Source organism: Pseudomonas sp. DCB_BI (assembly GCF_026240995.1).
Taxonomy (GTDB): domain Bacteria; phylum Pseudomonadota; class Gammaproteobacteria; order Pseudomonadales; family Pseudomonadaceae; genus Aquipseudomonas.
This window is the reverse complement of record NZ_JAPFCG010000001.1, coordinates 453295-471673: the sequence shown is the minus strand read 5'-3', so window position 1 is coordinate 471673 and position 18379 is coordinate 453295. Positions and strand designations below refer to the sequence as shown.

Below are 18379 nucleotides of genomic sequence, written 5' to 3'. Positions count from 1 at the left end.
TTGTGGGCCCGCGTTGTATGTGTGCATCAGGTCAATGCCGCGGCTCGAGGTCCCCCGAATAAAGCTCATCCTCGGAATCTTCCGCCCCAGGAATCTTGTGCTCCTCAGCCGCCCAGGCACCCAGATCGATCAGCTTGCAGCGATCGGAACAAAATGGGCGGAACGCGCTTCTATCGGTCCATTCCACAGGTGCGCCACAGGTCGGGCAATCGACGGTCAATGGCTGGCTCATGGCTGGCCTCCTTTCAAAGTCAGGTAAAAGTGGTGCAGGCGGTCAATCTGCTCGTGCAGCGCGGCCAGGCCGCCATCATTGACCACCACATCATCGGCGTGGCGCAAGCGATCTTCACGGGCCAGCTGGGCCTGCAGAATGGCCTGCACCTGCTCGGCACTGGTGTTGTCCCGCGCCAGGGTGCGCGCCACTTGCAGCTCCTGGGGGGCATCGATCACCAGCACGCGCTGGGTCTTGTGGTATTGCCCAGACTCGATCAGCAGCGGCGACACATAGACCGCATAGGGCGATTCGGCCTTGGCCAGGTAGCTGAAAATCTCTTGCCCGATCAGCGGGTGCAGCAGTTGCTCCAGCCATTTGCGCTGCGTTGGGTCGGCGAAGATCAGCTGGCGCAAGGCCGCACGATCAAGCTGGCCGTCTGCCTGCAACACGCCCGCGCCAAAGCGCTCGACAATGCTGGCCAGGGCCGGCCGGCCGGGTTCGACAACCCAGCGCGCCGCCTGGTCGGCATCGACCAGGTGCACGCCAAGCTCGACGAAGCGCTCGGCAGCGGCGCTCTTGCCGCTACCAATGCCGCCGGTCAGGCCGAGAATCCAGGGGGTAAAGGCCGCAGTGGTCATCAGTATCCAAGCAGTTGCATGTAAGAGGCGTATATTTCATCACCCCAGAGCACGGCAATCCAGCCCGCAATCGCCAGATAAGGGCCAAACGGCATGGCTGTGCCCAAGGCATGCCGGCGTAACCGCAGCAGGCACAGGCCCACCAATGCACCCACTACCGACGACAGCAGCAGCGTCAACGGCAGCACCTGCCAGCCGCCCCAGGCGCCGATCAGCGCCATCAGCTTGAAGTCGCCGTAACCCATGCCGTCCTTGCCGGTGACCAGCTTGAACACCCAGTACACCGACCACAGGCTGAGGTACCCGGCCACCGCGCCCCACAGCGCGTGACTTAGGGGCACATATACGCCAAAGGCATTGACGACCAGCCCCAGCCACAGCATCGGCAGTACCAGCACATCCGGCAACAGTTGGTGGTCGGCATCGATAAGGCTCAAGGCCAGCAGGCACCAGGTCAGTGGCAATGCCAGCAAGGCTTCTGCCGTAACGCCAAAACGCCAGGCCACCACCAGCGACAGCAGCGCGCAGGCCACTTCCACCCCGGGGTAGCGCGGGCTGATGCGGGTTTTGCAGGCTGAACAGCGCCCACCCAAGGCCAGGTAGCTGATGACTGGAATATTCTCCCACGCGCGAATCTGATGCGCGCAATGCGGGCAACGCGAAGCGGGCAGGCACAGGTCGAAGCGCTCGTGCTGCGTGGTCGGCAGCCCCAGTACCTCCTGGGCCTCACGCTGCCATTGCCGCTCCAGCATGATCGGCAAGCGATACACCAGCACATTGAGAAAGCTGCCCACCAGCAGGCCCAGCACCGTGGCCAAGGTGAAGAAGTACGCCGGCTGCTCAGCCAGTAAAGTCCATAAAGTCATGTTCAGATCAAACTACCCAACTGGAAGATCGGCAGGTACATCGCCACCACCAGGCCACCGACCAGCAGCCCCAGGATCAGCACGATGGCCGGCTCCAGCAGGCTGGTCAACTGGTCCAGCGCCTGGCTGACCTGTTCCTCGTAATGGCTGGCGGCTTTTTCCAGCATCTGGTCCAGCGTACCGCTGGATTCACCGATAGCCGTCAGCTGCACCAGCAAAGGTGGAAACAGCGGTTCAGCCCCCATCGCCTGGTTCAGCCCCTGCCCATTGGCCATGCCCTGGCGCAGGCGCAACACCGCCTGCTCGTGCAAATCGCCGCCCGTTACCCGTGCCACCGTACCCAACGCATCCAGCAACGGCACGCCGGCCCCATAAGACGTTGCCAGGCTACGCGCAAACCGCGCCAACGCCGCCTGCCCCAGCAACGTACCGAACACCGGCAGGTCCAGCACCCGCTGAGCTATCCACAGGCGCGCTGGCGCGTGCTGCCGGTAAAGCTGGCGCACCGCAAAACCTAGCAACACCGCCATCACCAGCAACAGCGGCGCGAACCGGCTAAGCCCTGTGGACAAGTCGATCACCCACTGGGTAAAGGCGGGCAGCTGCGCGCCCATGCCCGAGAACATGCCCTCGAATTTCGGGATCACCTCCAGCAACAAGATCGCCGACACGCCCAGCCCGGTCAGTAATAGCAGCAACGGATAAATCATCGCCTTGCGCACTTTCTTGTGCAGCACCCGCCGCTGTTCCAGCATGCCCGCCAGCTGCTCCAGCTGGCGGTCCAGCGTGCCGGACTGCTCACCCACCCGCACCAGGTTGCAGTACAACGCATCGAACCAGCCCGGGTGCCGTTGCAACGCGTCCGCCAACCCCAGGCCCGACGCCACATCCTGTTTCAATCGAGCCAGCAGCGCTGTCAGCGCCGCATCGCCACCACTGCGCCCCATCACCTCGAACGCCTGTAACAGCGGCACCCCGGCCTTGAGCAAGGTTGCCAGCTGCCGGCTGAAACCTGCCGGGTCGGCCTTCTCCCGCCGCTTGGGCAAACTGAACGTCAGCCCACTGGCCGGCCGCAAACTGGCGACGGTAATGCCCTGGCGAATCAGCCCGGCCCGTACATAGGCCGGGCTGCGCCCAGGCGTTTGGCCACTGACCGGCACGCCGTTGGCGTCGGTGCCGTGCCAGTTGTACAGCGATGTGGGTGTGGTCATGCGAAGGTCCTTGTTCTGCCCGTGCGACAAGCCTGGAAACAGCTTGCCGCGTCCATGCCAGGGCGCGCGTCCGTGATGCTCACTAGAGTAGATCAGCGAAGATGACGCCCAAGCGGGCAGGGGTGACAAAAGGTGTCTGTTCAGGCCTACTGCGCCGCTGCCGGTTGGGGCGAGATTGACCTCAACGAGTACGCGTATCAAAAAGGAAACTGTTCATGAAAGGGCAACGCGGTATCACCCTGATCGAACTGATGATCGTCGTGGCGATCATCGGCATTCTGGCAACCATCGCCTTACCGATGTACACCAACCACCAGGCCCGCTCCAAGGCCGCGGCCGGGTTGCTGGAGATCAGCGCGCTGAAAACGGCGATGGATCTGCGGCTGAATGATGGAAAGGATGTGGCCGGTGTCGCCGAGTTGGGTGGCCAGCCGGCGACGGCCCATTGTGCGATCACGGCCAGCGGCAAGGCCGCAGATAGCAGCGGCAGCGTTGTCTGCACCCTGGTGGATGCCCCGGCCAACGTGCTGGGCAAGGCCCTGACCCTGACGCGTTCGGCCAGCGGCTGGGCGTGCACGACTGACATCGAGGAAGACCTGGCACCCAAAGGGTGCAAGGGGGCTTGAGGGCAGGGCAATAAACCAGCGGAAACAGGGGTTTGCGTTGCGGGTGTGAGCAGTGGTACGTTGCGCTACACGCCGGTGTAGCTCAGTCGGTAGAGCAGCGCACTCGTAACGCGAAGGTCGCAGGTTCGATTCCTGTCTCCGGCACCAGAATCAGTTGGCCTATGGCGATTTATCGCTACCTGGCACCAATAGAAGCCCGCCTTGTGCGGGCTTTTTTGTTCCCGTTTTTTCCCCACGGATCTGCGTGTTTTTGACTTAACGGTTCGCAGTTTTCCACTTAGGGTTGGACGTATTTTTAGATAATGGTTAGCTGTCGATCAGGTTTTGGCCAGTGTTTACGGGGTGAGAGCCGAAATTTTTCTAGATAATGGATTTCCCGTTTAGGGATAATTTTGAGATGCCCCAATTTTCTGAATCATTCTCCGGGCTACTGCCCCTTCTCATCGGGGGCGGTCAACTTCCTCAACTGTCAACTATCGTCAACCGGCCAGCCGCTAGCAAGACGGCGCGGGTTTCTAACCCCGTGCTTCTAAAAAACCACAGGGTCTCCAGGGCTTTTGTCATTCCCAGACGACGTGATAGGTTACGGCGACGCTAGGAACGAAGAGGCGCTACATGGAGTCAGCACGTAACAAATTCACCAGAGAAATTGTGGAGGCCGAAGAGCTATGGCAGCTTCCTTCGGTAGATAGAAACGGCTACGAATGTGGTAGCTGCGGTATGGACGTGTATCCCGCCTCCTATCAAAAAAACAACCTGAAACGACCGTACTTTAGCTTGTTTCACTTTACTGATCACCGCGATGGTTGTGACGTTGAAGGCAACAAAAAGACTGTTGCAAAGGGGCGGAAAGGCAGCGTGCGCGACGAGTTGGAAACAAGCCCAGGGCTATCTCCCTCAAGGTTGACCCTCCGAGACGAGCGCGTTGCAGTAGATCCAACACTGCCTGTTTCTAGCACTCAAACCAGCAGTACAAGAAGTGTACGAAGTGATGCACATGAAGAGAAAGCCAGACCTGTAGGTCGAAGGGCTGCTAATACGATCCGCCCCATCTGCCGGGCATATCTAAACTTCCCATATGATAGGAGTATGTCGCTCGACGTCCCCGGTATCGATGGCAAAACCTATCTGAGTGCGTTTAAGAAATTGGGTGCTGGAAACAAGGGTATTGAGCAGTTTGCTCGAGCACAAATTTTCTACGCTGAGCTTGCGTGGCCAAAGGCACACGAGGATGAAGAGTCTTTGCTCATCCCACTCTCGGCAGGAGAGTGGAGTCAAGAGCGCAAATTGGTGCGCCCATACAGTGTTCGTGTCTGCTGGTCACAATGGTCAAAATACAAGAAAACTGTAGTTAGAAACGAGATGGAGGTTGTGCGAGAAGAAGGGATAAAAGCCAAGAAGAAAAATCCCAAAGATCGCGCTTATGTATTTTTCATCGGTGAGCAAGATGAATCAGACCCCACCGTTTTCAACGTCAGCGATCACAGGCTGATTTGTGGATTGCTAGGCACCCTAATTTTCGTCTCTTGAGACGTACTAGCAGCGTCCATGCTCGTTGAGCCCGAGAGGAGTGGGGCGGTGAGAGGGCAGGGAGCTACTGGCCAAATTTACAAACGGTCGGAAGCTTGCGTACTCCTCTGCAGCGATAGTGGATTTTTGTTTTGGGACACGTTTAGGGATGCGTTTGTCTATAGGCTTTCACAAATTCCTTATATTACGTGGCCTGTAGGTGGCATATTCGATTCCTGTCTCACGTTCGGCCGATGGTGATTTTTTGCTATCGGGCCATCAATGTAAGCCCGCCTAGTGCGGGCTTTCTTGTGCCTGTCTTTTCTCAGCAGGCCTGCGAACCTCGGATTAGGCTGTTCCAACGTAAGCGTCCGGGGAAGGCACATCGCGATGCGCTAAGCTCTAATCCTTTAGGATTGAGGTCTCAGCATGGAATGCCACGTTCGTCCCGCCACGACCAGAGATGCAGCAGCGATAAGCCGCGTAGTTATAGCCGCCCTGCGTGAGGCAAATTCACAGGACTATCCGCCTGATGTGATCGCTCAGGTTGAGCAGAGCTTTTCTCCTGAAGCCATCACCACACAGCTTACGAAGCGTAGGGTCTTCGTAGCCTTATTGGGCGAAAACATTATTGGCACTGCCGGTCTCGACGGTGACGTCGTCAGAAGTGTTTTCGTTGACCCAGCTCACCAGAAAGGCGGTATCGGGCGGCATTTGATGGATGTCATTCATAAAACTGCTGCCAGCGTAGGAGTTGGAGCTGTACGTGTTCCATCGTCGATTACAGCTGAAAGGTTCTATACCGCGTTGGGTTATCAGAGAATCCGCGACGAGTTTCATGGGGCGGAACGCACCATCGTTATGGAGAAGCGACTGTAGGATTATTCCAGACTATTTACCCACTTGAGCAGCAACAAATCAGTGATCTCACTGGCCCGCTGCGTGGGCAGCCAAGCTGTAATCCAAAGCCTTGGCCGTAGCCGATCCTTCGGGCACAAGCTCGCGCTGAGCCAGCATCCACTCATGCAATTTATTTGCGATGGGTACTGCCATTTCCTGGCGTAATCGCCTGCGATCTTGATCATTCATTTCCTTGGCTTGCCGCTCGACTTCGTACAGGCCGCCAATCGAGTGCAGTGCCTGCTCCGCCAGTTGGCTTTTGTTCGCCACATGCAAATCGAAGAACTTACGGCGTGCGTGGGCCATGCAGCCGATTTCTATGATGCCCAGCTCGAAGCTGGCCTTGTAACCCGCGAAGTCATCGCAGACCAGCTTGCCACTCCACGTGCCCAGGAAGTTGCGCGCATGTTCGTCAGCGCGGCTGGGGCTGAAGTCGTAAACCACGGGTTTCAGTGCGGAAAATGGTGTGGTGCAGTAGGCTCAGACATAAGCGCGGTGCGTTTTCCTCTCGCCCGGTGCCAACATCTGTACGGGCGTTTCATCGGCATGCACGACTCGCTGGGCTAGCACCGCTCCGCGCAGTGCATCAACCAACGGCTGGAGCTGCACGCCAGTTTGTCCGACCCACTGAGCCAGCGTTGAGCGCGGGATGGCCAAGCCTGCTCGGCCAAAGATCTTTTCTTGGCGATACAGCGGCAGATGATCGGAGAACTTGGCCACCATCACATGGGTTAGCAGGCCGGCTGTAGGGATGCCTTGTCGATGACCTTGCGCGGGCACCGGTGCCTGGGTCAGTGTTTCGCACTGACGGCAGGCCCACTTTCCACGCACGTGCTGCTCGACGGTGAACACGCCTGGTGTGTAATCCAGTTTCTCGCTGATGTCTTCGACGATACTCTGAAGCCGGCAGCCGCAAGCGCACTGGGTGTGCTCTGGCTCGTGACGAATGACGGTACGTGGGAATTGCGGCGGTAACGGCGCACGCTTGGGCTTTTGACGATTTTCGTCCGGCGTTGGGGCAGGACGAAGTGCGTTTAGTTCAGCCTCAATGGCTTCAAGGTCAGTATTGAGCAGGTCATCCAGCAAGTTGCCTTGCGCTGGGCTGATTTGCTCACTCCGCTTGGCGAACTTGTGGTGCTTGAGGATGGCAATCTCGTGAGAGAGCTGCTCGATGATGGTCTCGTCACGATTGATCTTTCTGCCCATGGTGTCGACCTTCGATAGCAACTGCGCAGCGAGCGATCTGGGCTTTGAACAGTTTGGGATAAGAGGTGCGCTGACGCATGAGATTCCTTGTCTCAAGGGCGATGGTGTCCACGTATTTTTAGGTGGACACCATCGCCCTTAATTCGGGGAATCTGAAGGTGTGTTCGCCAGACGGTTACGTTCCAACCCCTGTTGGAGCGGGTTTACCCGCGATCACGGGCGAAGCCCGTGCCATCCACCACCTATCCAACGCAAATAAACATTGTCCTATAACCCATAGGCCGAATCACTGGCAGTTCCTGCGTCCCCGGCGCAGCAACGACCTCTAGCACCCTCCCGCACGCTGTGAATGCATAATCGTTAGTGTGATGGTGGTTTTACCCGTGCTGAAGCTTTTAATCGGAAAAATAATGCCGGTTTCTGCCGTGCGCACGATGTTAATCAGCATTCAAATGCTGATTAATAGTGTCGCGATGGCGCTCAGACTCACGATCCAGGCTTTATCCGATGGTGCATGGTGCGATGCAGCGACACTCACGGTTGAGAACCCCGAGCGTGTTGCTGATGGAATGTGCCTTGTCGCCTACGACGCCTACATCATCGCGATCTGCTGAACCGCATCCTAGGGAACACCGATAACCACGGCCGCAACCCCTCCATCATGATCTGCTGACCGATGCACCCGAATCGACGCCCAATGCCGCCTCTCTACCCGTGAATAACCTGGATAAACGACTGGTGGAGTGGGGACTGCGATGAAACAACCACAGCCTGAAGAGCGCGCCCAGCTCGCAGAGGATATCGTCAAGCGCAACGCGCTGCGGTACGCAGCCAAGTACGCACTCTGACGCTTGTGCTGGGCCAGCCCGGACCAGTGCCTGTTGCACGGGTTCGCGACCCTCCATGTTGCCAACCTGGCGTTTGTCCTGAGGCGGAGAACCCTCAGTTGTCCTGGGTGTAAATGACTTTGATAATCGGGAGCCCAATTGCGAAAAGTGCAGAAAAGAATAAAAATAAGAGGGGAGGGGTGTTTGTTTTTTTAATGGCTGAAAGGTAGAGGAGACCGCAAACGGCGAGCTGTGCTGCTATGTAAATAAAAAAGAACCTGTATGAAATTTCAATTTTTCTGTCAGGGATCATGAGTTGTATTGCGATCACGGCTAAGCAATATGAAAATAAAAGAGACTTGATTTTAGGCATAATGCTAAGTCCTAGCTGCGCGACTGTAATTGATGATGCGATTTATGCGTGGTGTCAAGATAATGCGCATCAGTCAATGCTAGTGCTCCTTATGAGTTATTGTGCACCTATCAAGCGCCAGTACCACTCTGAAAGTAATCATAAATCCCCGCTCCTATTTCGCTTCCAATGGCCAGTCCTGCGAGCCCTCCGACCGCGCCACCAATCAGAACTCCGGGTGGCCCTCCGGCAGCTCCAAATGTTGCACCAAGCTCTGCACCAACCAAGGCCCCTGCTCTTCCTCCTGCCGCGGCTCCAAGTGAGCCTACAGCTATTGCTGCGTCACCCCGGTCTGCACCTGATACCATCAGTAAATCTTGTTCTGTCAGTTCACGCATGAGTCTCTCCTTTCTTAGATACAGCTAACGATCAAATATTCCCGGTTGAAAGATTTGCGATTGAATGGCGCTGTCGTGCCTCTGTCTAATGCTTGGCCGAGAAGAGCTGTCGCTCACTACCGGCGCCTAATTGAGTCCAGGTATCAACCCCCAGTGGCGTAGAGGTGCGATCCAATATAACAACTGTCTGCTAGTGCTCGATTGCGAATGCGAGCCAGTAGGCATCGTACATTTGTTTGGGTTACGTGTGTAATAGCGAGGCACGATACTACTAAACCTTAATGCTTGGATACCCTACAGGCGTAGGGGAGGCAAGGCGTCAGCTTGTGCATTTGGAGCTCACTGCTCTCGCGGTCAGCGATGTGGAGTAGGAGGCTTATTTTGAAGCATGATAATGCAAGTGATTAATAAATACATTGCTTGCACTCAAATGGCGCGTGCTTTTAGTTGGTTACAAGATTGGTTTTACCTAAGTTTGGCCGCGTTGAGTTTGAATCAATGATTGAGGTCATGCTGGGGGGGCACCTCAGGCGGGTAGTCCTGTACCTTAGACTCCCGCAGAGCGGCTAGAACCATGGGGTTAACCGCTGCAGCATTTTTCGCGTGGCGGGGGGAACGTGGCATTCCATATTGAGACCAATATCCTGCAGAAGGCGCCTGCTGCCCAATGCCTTGCCGGTTAACTATCGATCAAAGCATCCGTCCCTTGTTTTCCTATTTCAGCCCCATAGCTTCGCCGCTTGCGGAGCCCCGCCATAGCCATAGGCCGTAGCGCGCACATCTATGATGTGTACGTTCGAATGAGGGTGCACATTCCCGATGCGCCCCGAAAGCAAATCATACGACTCACGCTGATACCGCCGTTTCTGCTCCGCTGTCGTCGTCTCGTCGGTGATCGTCACCTCCAGGCGAAAGCTATTTCGCCCCAAACCCTCAAGCGATTCACTGTCGATGAACCACAAACCAGAATCGACGAACCGAACGATAACCATCGTTTGGGATGGCTGCTTGTCCAGTACGCGAGCAGTCAGTTCAGTCAGCTCATGGCTGAGACGGGACGCCAACGCAGCATCTGGTGCGCCGGATAAAGTAAGGGTGATACCAGGCATTTCGTTAATCCTCGTGAGTGATTGAGCCTGTAACTTAGCCTTTGAACATGATCCTAAAAAGCGGGAAAATCAGCGCTCATCTTCCTGCTTATCCGGAATCTGCATGTACCACTTTGACCTTGCACAGCTCCACGTCTACCTCGCGGTCTGTGACGCAGGCAGTATCTCTGCAGCCGCTCCCGCCTTGTTTCGCTCGACCTCCGCCATCAGCGAACAGCTGCGTAAGCTGGAAGATGCCATTGGCGTCGAGTTGCTCATCCGAGGCAAGCAAGGCGTTCGTCCCACCCCGGCTGGTGAACGACTTTTGCGCCACGCCCGGCAGATCCTCACCATGGGCGAACGAGCGCTGTCCGATGTTCGAGGCGAACAATTCGAAGGCGAGATACGCTTGGCGATCACTGATTACTTTCGCCCCGACGACATTGCAGGGCTCCTGAAAAAACTCCGTGAATGGCACCCACGGCTTCGACTACATGTAGTGATGAAAAAGAGCCTGGAAATCGATCAGGCAAGTGAATACCTGGACATTGGCTTGGCCATGCGTTTTAACGAGCGCGTGTCCACATCCAACACCTTTGAGGTGAGGCAGGAACCCCTGCAATGGTTCGCCGCTGCAGGCTGGGTGCCAGAGCCTGGGCAGCCGCTACCACTACTGGCGATTAGCGGATGCGGATTGTCGGAGTACAGCTGCCAGGTGCTGGAACGCGCCCATGTCGAATACGAGATCGTTTACTCGACGTCAGGGGTGGCGGGTCTGCAATCGGCATTGAGGGCAGGGCTTGGAATCGCGTGTCTTAACGCAAGTGCTGTACCGCATGGCGTGGAGCCCTACCGAGGTGGGTTGCCGGCATTGGCGCATGCCAGGTTCCTGCTGCTTCCACCGCGCAAGGGCGAGTCTTCACTAGTGGAAAATGTGCGTCGGTTGTTGCAGGGGTATCTCGCGTAGGGCTCCGTCGACACCCCGAGCGTACGTTTTTGGTTGTTTGCACATTACCGTGTCGTTTTTACGCAGTTCATCACCGAACTTGTATGGATAACCTACGAGGTACACCAAAAAAACCACCAAATTCCAGCCCCGCGAGAATCAGATCTCATGGCCAACATTGCCTACAGTTTTCTGCGACGATTCATACAACGGACAACCTTGCTTTAGAGCCCCCACAGCGATACCGTGTTCCAGTCGCGGCCAACTCCGCGACCGGGTTTGGCGACCCGAACGAAAAGGCGCATCGGCGCCCCCGACCACGATTGCAGGCGCTTTTTTTGCGTCCGCAGTTTCGTGTAATGGCGGCTGTGCGTGGGAGACCTTCGGGTCTGCCGAGTTCCTTTTCCTCGGTTCGCCAACCTGCGTACAGCTGCCACCCTAATCGTTTGGCGACGGTCAGCGTGGTGCTTCAATCGAAAAGGACCGCATGCATGCTCATCTCAAGTCCATCCAGGATCCTCGCATCCGTTCTCCTCCGCCGTTCCTCAACGGCCCCCAGCTATTTCACCCTCAGCAAACCCCGCCAACCGGAGGCCCGCCATGTCTGACCAAGAACGCCTCTCCACCATCCAAAGCTACGCCTGGACCCTCGAACTGCTAGGCGAGGCCCTGGTCCAGCACGACGAAATGCTCGAGTGCGAACACAACCCGCGGCTGAGTTTTCGCAACACGGCCGGTATCCATCAGGCGATCCGGATCATCAGCCGGTTGGCCAGTGAGCAGTGTGGGAAGGTAATGGAACGAAGCGAGCAGGATCTGGAGCGTTAGGCCAGTTCGTTGCTCGAGGGTTGGGCCAGATTGGGGCTGCTGTGCAGCCCCCATTGACTCGAGTTCAACCTATGGTGATGGCCGCATTCAACATCAACACCACCATCAGCCCGACCACCGCCACGATGGACTGCACCACCGAGATGGTCTTGGTGGCTTCGCCCATGGTCATGCCAAAGGATTCTTTCACCATCCAGAAGCCTGCATGGTTCGCATAGTTGAAGAACAGCGAACCGCAGCCGATGGACAAGGCCAGCAATGGCAGGTTGAGGCTGGGGTCTGCACCTGCCAGCGGTGCCAGCAAGCCTGCAGCACCCACGATACCGACCGTGGCGGAACCGGTAGACACCGAGAGCAACATCGCGATCAGCCACCCCAGAATCAGGGGAGGGAAGGCAGATTGCTGGGTCAGGTGCACAATGGCATCGCCAACCTTGGCGCTGGTCAGCATCTCCTGGAAGGCACCGCCACCGGCAATGATCATGATGATCGAGGCGATCGGCTTGAGGCTTTTGCCCAGTGCATCGCGCAGCTGTTCGGCGTCGCCGCCGCGCGCAAGTACCAGGCTGGCGCCGGCGAACAGCACGCCCAGCAGCATGGCGATCAGCGGGTTGCCCAGGAAACTGGCCAGTTCCAGCAGCGCATTGCCTTTGGGCAGCAGCATCTCGGCGACGGCATGCACCAGCATCAGGATGGCCGGCAGCAATGCGGCCAGCATGCCGACCATTACCCCGGGGCGGGGTTGGCCATCGGCTTTTTCAGCCAGTGTAAACTGGTCCAGCAATGCCTGATCGGGCCGCGTGTTCATGCGCGGTGAAATGAACATGCCGTACAGCGGGCCGCCCAGGATCATTGCCGGAATGGCGGCAAGGAACCCATACAGCATGGTGGGCCCAACCGAGGTCTTGAGCACGGCGATGGCGGTCAGGGGGCCAGGGTGCGGCGGTACCATGCCGTGCATGGCGGCAAGCGCCGAAATGACCGGCACACCTACATACACATACGCCGAGCCTTTGAAGCGCGCCTTGCTTTCCAGTTTGCGCGCCACGCTGAATATCAGCGGCAGCATGATCACCAGGCCGACTTCGAAAAACATGGGGATGCCAATGACGAAGGCAACCAGCATCATGGCCCAAGGGATCATGCGGTCGGAGGTGCGCTTGAGGATGACATCCGCGACCTGTTCAGTGACGCCAGCGTCAGCCAGGATCTTGCCGAGCATCGCACCCAGCGCAATCACCACCCCCACTGCGCCCAGTGTCTTGCCGGCGCCGGTGAGCAGGTGGGCGACGATGCTGCCTGGCGCCATATGCGTCGCGAAGCCCACGCCAATGGACACCACCAGCAAGGCCAGCAGCGGGTGCATTTTCAGGCGCGAAACGATGAGCGCCACCAGCACCAGAACACTGGCCAGTGCCGTCAGTAATAGCTGTATATCTAAGGGGGTCATTCAAAGAATCTCGGTTGGGCTGGCGCTCGGGCTGCACTCAGGGTTTAAAGGCGTGACGGGCGTTTCCACGGGGCATGCCCAGGTGGCTGCCGTTGTGGCTGCTACGGTTGCGAGGAAGGGAACGCGGCGTTGCGCTAGCTGCCGCTCACAGGCGGGCGCCTGGTAACGGAAGATGGGCAGCAGGGAGGCGTGGCGCTGAGGCCGGTGGGCGGTGGTGTGGCGACGGGGCGCTTGGGCAGCATGTTCATTGATTGATTCACCTTGTTGTATGGTCATCTATATGAATCTGGCCAAAGTATTCGCGCTGCCATGGAATACTGTCAAGTGAAGGTCGTCGCATCGTCTTGGGTGGCCATTTAGCCCCGGCAGGCAATACTTCTCTCTATACGCAGGCGTGTTCCTGGTGGCGCGCGCCGCTGGGAGGTGTCTGGTGAACAAATTAACGATTGTGGGTGCCGGCCTGGTCGGCGAGGCGGCGGCGCAGATCATCGCCCGGGATGAGTTGTGCCGTGAGCTGGTGTTGATGGACGTGCAGGGTGAACTGGCGCAAGGCAAGGCGCTGGACGTTTGGCAGGCGGCTGTGGATTCAGGTTCCGATACCCATGTTCACGGCGGGGCCAAAGCCGAGATGCTGGAGGGTTCCGAGCTGGTGGTGATCACGGCGGGCGTGCCGCGCAAGCCCGGCCAGTCGCGCCAGGATGTATTGAGCACCAACCTGCCGATCCTCGACAGCATCATGGCGGATATCAAGCACCACGCGCCGACAGCGACGGTGCTGGTGGTGTCCAACCCGGTCGATGTGCTCACCTACCGCGCCTGGCGCGTCAGCGGGCAGGGGCGCGACAAGGTGTTCGGGCAGGCGGGGGTGCTGGATACCGCGCGCATGAAGTGCTTCATCGCCGAGCAAACCGGGTTTTCTGCACGGGATATCACGGCGCTGGTGCTGGGCGGGCATGGCGACAGCATGGTGCCGCTGATGCGCTACTGCCAGATCGGCTCGGTGCCGCTGTCGCACTTCCTGTCCAGCGAGCAGATCGAACAGATTGTCGAGCGCACCCGTAAGGGCGGCGGTGAAATTCTGGGGTTGAAGAAGATGGGGAGCGCCTGCGATGCACCGGGCGTGGCCATTGCGCAGATGGTTGATGCGATCGCCAATGGGCGGAACCGTATTTTGCCGGCGGTGGCGATTCTCGAGGGCGAGTATGGGCGAACGGATATCGCCATGGGTGTGCCCTGCGTACTGGCAGAGAAGGGGCTTGCGCGGATTATCGAGTTGCCGCTGGATGCGCAGGAACAGGCGATGTTCGACCACTCTGCAGACCAGGTGGTGCGGGATATTGCCGAGATGAAAGCTTTGTGAGCGCTAAAGCGGTTTCAGTTGACGCCGTAGATGCAGGAGCGCCCTTGGTGGCGCTCCTGCGCGTCGTGCCTGAGTAGATGATTTCGCAGTGGCCGTGTGCAGCCCTTAGCGCTGATAGGCTTTGCCAAAATGCCGTTCCAGGCGCGCCTGCAGCAGCTCCAGCAGTATCGACAGCACCCAGTAGATCACGGCGGCGGTGGTCAGCATTTCCAGGTAGCGATAGCTCGATCGCCCATACGACTGCGCCAGAAACATCACCTCCCAAACCCCCATCACGGATATCAGCGACGAGTCCTTGAGCATCGAAATGAACTGGTTGGCGGTGGGCGGAATGATCACCCGCATGGCCTGGGGCAGAATGATGTGGCAGAAGATCTGCGGCGTGCGCATGCCCAGCGCCAATGCTGCTTCACGTTGCCCACGGGCCACGCCGAGGATGCCGGCGCGGAAGATCTCGCTCAGGTAGGCGCCGTAGTTCAGCGACAAGGCAATGATGCCGGCGCTGATGGCGCCGGGTACCAGGCCCACCTGCGGCAGCCCCAGGTAGATCAGCAGAATCTGGATCAGCAGCGGTGTGCCACGGAAGAACGAGGTATAGAAGCTGGCCACACCCACCAACACCGCGCTGTTGGATAACCGTGCCAGCGCGGCGGCAAAGCCGAGCAGCACGGATACCACCATCGAGCACAGGCACAGGAACAGGGTCAGTGCGGCGCCTTGCAGAAAACCATTGGGCCCCAGCTTGAAACCGGCCAGGTTGGGAAACTTCTCCAGAATGATGGCGAACTTCAGGTCAAAGCTGAGGAAGAAGGCGACAAACAGCCCGAACAGCGCCAGCCAGGTCAGCAGTAACCGGGTGCGAAAGCCGAACAGGCCGGCGCCCGCAGGCTTTGCCACGGGCTTGGGGGAGGGAGGGAAAGTGCTCATTTGCTGATGTCGGCGCCAATCCATTTCTGCGACAGCTTGGCCAGGGTGCCATCAGCCTTCAGCTCGGCGAACACCTGGCGTACCTTGGCATCCCACTCCGGGTCGCCTTTTTCGATGGCCACCGCGTTGGGCTCTTCATACAGCGGCGCACCGGCCAGCTTGAAGCGCTTGTCTTGCTGCAGGCGCGGCTGCGCGGTCACCAGGTTGGTAATGATGGCGTCCAGGCGCACGCCAGTGCCCAGGCCCAGGTCCTGGAAGGCGACGTTTTCAGTGTCGTAGGGCGCAGCCTGCACAAAGTCGAACGGGTAATCGATCTTTTGGTCTTCCTTGCCTTCAATGACCAGGTTCTTGTTCAGGTAGCTTTCGTAGCTCGATGCACTGATCGAACCCACCTTGCGGCCTTCCAGGTCTTTGGCGCCATGGATGCGTTCATCCGAGGCATTGACCACGATCACGGCGGGCGATGCGTAGTACTCCACGGGGAAGTCGAACACCTCGGCGCGCGCCTTGCTCGGGGTCATCGAGCAAATGCAGATGTCGTAGCGCCCGCTCCAGCGGCCAGCGGCAATTACGTCCCAGGACGGTGTTTCCAGGCGCAGTTTGACGCCGAGCTTGTCGGCCACTGCCTTGGCCACGTCCACGTCGTAACCGTCGAGTTGGTTGTGGTCATTGAGGAAGGAAAACGGCGGGTAGCTTTCCATCAGCACGTTGACCATTTCCTTGCGCGATTCAACCCGCTCCAACGTGGCGCCAGCAAAGGCTTGGGTGGCAGTTGCGAGCAGTACAAGGCCCGCACCCAGCAGAGAAGAAAATCGCATGTACATACCTGATATGTTGGGCAAATGGGTGATAGGGTATTTAATAGTTATAACCCTAATCCCCATAATGAATTTTATTCATAAGAACCTTCAGAGAAGTTATATGGCAGAGCGAACGATGGTAATTCTGGACGGTGGCATGGGCCGAGAGCTGCAGCGCAGCGGTGCACCGTTTCGCCAGCCCGAGTGGTCGGCGCTGGCGCTGAGCGAGGCGCCGGAGGCGGTCGTGGGCGTGCATGCAGCCTTCATCGATGCGGGTGCGCAGGTCATCACCAGCAACAGCTATGCAGTAGTGCCGTTTCACATCGGTGAAGAACGCTTTGCCGCTGAAGGGCGACAGCTGGCCCATATCGCAGGTCAGCTCGCGCGGCACGCGGCAGATAGCGGCGCGCACCCGGTCAGGGTGGCCGGTTCGCTGCCGCCGCTGTTCGGGTCCTACCGCCCCGACCTGTTCCAGCCCGAGCGTGTGGCAGAGGTGCTGACCCCGCTGCTCCAGGGCCTGGCCCCGCATGTTGACCTGTGGCTGGCCGAAACCCAGAGCTCCGTGGCCGAAGTGCGGGCCATTCATAGCCATTTGCCTGCAGACGGCAGGCCGTTCTGGGTGTCATTCACTCTGCAGGACGAGGACGTCGACGAGGTTCCGCGCCTGCGCTCCGGTGAACCGGTGGCCGACGCCATCGAAGCCGCAGTCAGCCTGGGGGTGGCTGCGGTGTTGTTCAACTGCAGCCAGCCTGAGGTGATCGGCGCCGCCATCGATGTCGCGCGCTCGGTCATCGAGCGGCACAACGCCGAGATTGCCATCGGTGCCTATGCCAACGCCTTCCCGCCGCAGCCCAAAGAAGCCACTGCCAACGATGGCCTGGACGAACTGCGCGAAGACCTCGATCCGCCGGGTTACCTGGCATGGGCCAAGGACTGGCGTGCGCGGGGTGCCAGCATGGTCGGTGGTTGCTGTGGCATCGGCCCGGAGCATATCGCCGAGCTGAAGCGCAACCTGGCCTAAGCGCCCACGTGATGGGTCAACGTACAAGCCGTGGTATCGCCCGCACGTAAATCAGTTCACTCACCAGCTCTACCAAGGTTTGTGTGATCACCGCCGCTGCCGCCAACCCGCGCATCTCTTCTGGCAACGCCAGCGCCAGCGGCAGCACCACCAGCGAGTTACGCGTGGCTGCGCTGAAGGTTACCGAGCGTGCCTCGGTGGCCGGCAGGCGCAGCAGCCGTGCCGAGGCGAAGCCGAGTACCGGCGCCAGCAGCATGAAGCCGATGTATACCGGAACCACCGGCAGCAAACGGTCGAAATCACGCAGTACCACGACAATCTGCGAAGCGATCACCACCATCAGCACCAAGGCCATGGCCGGCACCGGCAACCACGCCCAGGCGTCGTTCCAGGTCGCGACTGCGCGCGAGCGCCGGGCACCAGCGCTGGTGAGCACCGCGAGGGCCATCGGCAACACGATCAATAGCACGAAGGCTTCCACGAACGGGGTGATGGAGATTGTCACCTGGCTGCTGCCACCCAGCATCAGGGCCAGGTACACCGGCAGCAGCACCAGTTGCGCCAGCAATAACAGGGGGGTTGCGGCCAAGGTCAGGCGTGAGTCGCCTTTGCCAATGTGGGTGAACACCACCACGTAGTCGATGCAGGGCGTGAGCAGCACCAGCAAGGCACCGATGAGGATCGCCGGGTGTTCCACCAGCCCGCGGGTGATGGCCCAGACAAGCAGCGGAACGAGCATGAAATTGGCCAGTAGCAGGGCAGTGATGAAGCGGCGGTTACCCAGGCCCTGGCGCAGGTCGAGAAAGGGTATTTGCAGGAACATCGCGTACATCAGCACGGCGATGGCCGGGGTGATCAGGGCTTCAAGATGGCGCGCAGTGTCGCTGGCCAGCAGGCCGAAGGCAACGGCTGCTAGCACGGCAGCGAAGTAGATCGGGGTCTGGTGGGTCTCGAGTTGTTCTCTGGTCAAGGTGTGGCCTGTGGTTGGTAATGTGGAAGCAACTTGAATTGAGCCCAGGTAATGAAGGCAAGCATATTACCTGTGGGAGCGGGTTCACCCGCGAACACCGGCGTAGCCGGTGCCATCCACCTCGTTGCCCTCTTCGCGGGTAAACCCGCTCCCACAGGGACCGCGACAGGTTAGCGAACCTGGTTCATGAAAAACGAAAAAGCCCGGCACTGGGCCGGGCTTTTTCACTTCAGGCAAGCGCC

The 18379-nt window shown here is 58.7% G+C and carries 17 protein-coding genes, 1 tRNA gene and 1 pseudogene; 9 read left to right on the top strand and 10 right to left on the bottom strand.

Annotated features, from left to right (window positions below; all coding sequences use genetic code 11):
- Positions 1-31: 31 nt before the first annotated feature.
- Genes yacG through OO258_RS02115 form a run of 4 tightly spaced genes read right to left on the bottom strand, consistent with a single transcriptional unit; the run spans position 32 to position 2929 of the window.
- Complete coding sequence (gene yacG, locus OO258_RS02130; RefSeq protein WP_266028698.1) at positions 32-232, bottom strand: DNA gyrase inhibitor YacG; 201 nt, start codon at positions 230-232, stop codon at positions 32-34.
- The gene (coaE, locus tag OO258_RS02125; RefSeq protein WP_266028697.1) at positions 229-852 is read right to left on the bottom strand and encodes a dephospho-CoA kinase; all 624 of its coding nucleotides are present in this window, start codon (positions 850-852) and stop codon (positions 229-231) included. The genes yacG and coaE overlap by 4 nt, the downstream gene beginning before the upstream one ends.
- The gene (locus OO258_RS02120) at positions 852-1718 is read right to left on the bottom strand and encodes a prepilin peptidase (protein WP_110747823.1); all 867 of its coding nucleotides are present in this window, start codon (positions 1716-1718) and stop codon (positions 852-854) included. Before OO258_RS02120 ends, coaE begins: the two co-directional genes overlap by 1 nt.
- A gap of 2 nt (positions 1719-1720) precedes the next feature.
- The gene (locus OO258_RS02115) at positions 1721-2929 is read right to left on the bottom strand and encodes a type II secretion system F family protein (RefSeq protein ID WP_110747826.1); all 1209 of its coding nucleotides are present in this window, start codon (positions 2927-2929) and stop codon (positions 1721-1723) included.
- A gap of 215 nt (positions 2930-3144) precedes the next feature.
- On the opposite strand from OO258_RS02115, the gene OO258_RS02110 reads away from it, so the two are divergent.
- From OO258_RS02110 to OO258_RS02095, 4 genes are all read left to right on the top strand, one after another.
- Positions 3145-3555: a pilin gene (locus OO258_RS02110; RefSeq protein WP_266028695.1), complete on the top strand. Its 411-nt coding sequence runs from the start codon at positions 3145-3147 to the stop codon at positions 3553-3555.
- Positions 3556-3626: 71 nt separating this feature from the next.
- Positions 3627-3702: transfer RNA gene (locus OO258_RS02105), tRNA-Thr, on the top strand.
- A gap of 468 nt (positions 3703-4170) precedes the next feature.
- Positions 4171-5085: a hypothetical protein gene (locus tag OO258_RS02100; protein ID WP_266028693.1), complete on the top strand. Its 915-nt coding sequence runs from the start codon at positions 4171-4173 to the stop codon at positions 5083-5085.
- Positions 5086-5493: 408 nt separating this feature from the next.
- Positions 5494-5943 carry a GNAT family N-acetyltransferase gene (locus tag OO258_RS02095; RefSeq protein ID WP_266028692.1) on the top strand — a complete coding sequence of 150 codons (450 nt, stop codon included), beginning with the start codon at positions 5494-5496 and terminating at the stop codon, positions 5941-5943.
- A gap of 72 nt (positions 5944-6015) precedes the next feature.
- Here the strand turns inward: OO258_RS02095 and tnpC are convergent.
- Positions 6016-7254 (bottom strand): annotated as a pseudogene (tnpC, locus tag OO258_RS02090) (IS66 family transposase); the annotation flags it as partial.
- 299 nt (positions 7255-7553) lie between these two features.
- Between tnpC and OO258_RS02085 the strand changes: the two are divergent.
- On the top strand, positions 7554-7784 hold the full coding sequence (locus OO258_RS02085; RefSeq protein WP_266028691.1) for a hypothetical protein: 231 nt from the start codon (positions 7554-7556) through the stop codon (positions 7782-7784).
- A gap of 1682 nt (positions 7785-9466) precedes the next feature.
- Here OO258_RS02085 and OO258_RS02080 read toward each other — a convergent pair.
- Complete coding sequence (locus tag OO258_RS02080) at positions 9467-9856, bottom strand: tautomerase family protein (protein ID WP_266028690.1); 390 nt, start codon at positions 9854-9856, stop codon at positions 9467-9469.
- Positions 9857-9959: 103 nt separating this feature from the next.
- On the opposite strand from OO258_RS02080, the gene OO258_RS02075 reads away from it, so the two are divergent.
- Positions 9960-10802, top strand: coding sequence for a LysR family transcriptional regulator (locus OO258_RS02075; protein WP_266028689.1), 843 nt, complete (start codon positions 9960-9962; stop codon positions 10800-10802).
- 579 nt (positions 10803-11381) lie between these two features.
- Positions 11382-11609 carry a hypothetical protein gene (locus OO258_RS02070; protein ID WP_003247523.1) on the top strand — a complete coding sequence of 76 codons (228 nt, stop codon included), beginning with the start codon at positions 11382-11384 and terminating at the stop codon, positions 11607-11609.
- A 64-nt stretch (positions 11610-11673) separates the two neighbouring features.
- Here OO258_RS02070 and OO258_RS02065 read toward each other — a convergent pair whose 3' ends face one another.
- Positions 11674-13059 (bottom strand): GntP family permease, encoded by a 1386-nt coding sequence (locus tag OO258_RS02065; protein WP_266028688.1) that lies wholly within the window; start codon positions 13057-13059, stop codon positions 11674-11676.
- 430 nt (positions 13060-13489) lie between these two features.
- On the opposite strand from OO258_RS02065, the gene OO258_RS02060 reads away from it, so the two are divergent.
- A complete protein-coding gene (locus tag OO258_RS02060) occupies positions 13490-14419 on the top strand; it encodes a malate dehydrogenase (protein ID WP_266028687.1) in 930 nt (309 codons plus the stop codon).
- Positions 14420-14524: 105 nt separating this feature from the next.
- On the opposite strand, the gene OO258_RS02055 is transcribed toward OO258_RS02060, so the two are convergent.
- The gene (locus OO258_RS02055; protein ID WP_003247513.1) at positions 14525-15346 is read right to left on the bottom strand and encodes an amino acid ABC transporter permease; all 822 of its coding nucleotides are present in this window, start codon (positions 15344-15346) and stop codon (positions 14525-14527) included.
- Complete coding sequence (locus OO258_RS02050) at positions 15343-16164, bottom strand: ABC transporter substrate-binding protein (RefSeq protein ID WP_003247511.1); 822 nt, start codon at positions 16162-16164, stop codon at positions 15343-15345. Before OO258_RS02050 ends, OO258_RS02055 begins: the two co-directional genes overlap by 4 nt.
- 118 nt (positions 16165-16282) lie before the next feature.
- Between OO258_RS02050 and OO258_RS02045 the strand changes: the two genes are divergently transcribed.
- Complete coding sequence (locus OO258_RS02045; RefSeq protein WP_019750412.1) at positions 16283-17167, top strand: homocysteine S-methyltransferase family protein; 885 nt, start codon at positions 16283-16285, stop codon at positions 17165-17167.
- Positions 17168-17183: 16 nt separating this feature from the next.
- Here the strand turns inward: OO258_RS02045 and OO258_RS02040 are convergent, their stop codons facing one another.
- The gene (locus OO258_RS02040) at positions 17184-18137 is read right to left on the bottom strand and encodes an arsenic resistance protein (protein WP_266028686.1); all 954 of its coding nucleotides are present in this window, start codon (positions 18135-18137) and stop codon (positions 17184-17186) included.
- Between the last annotated feature and the right edge of the window lie 242 nt (positions 18138-18379).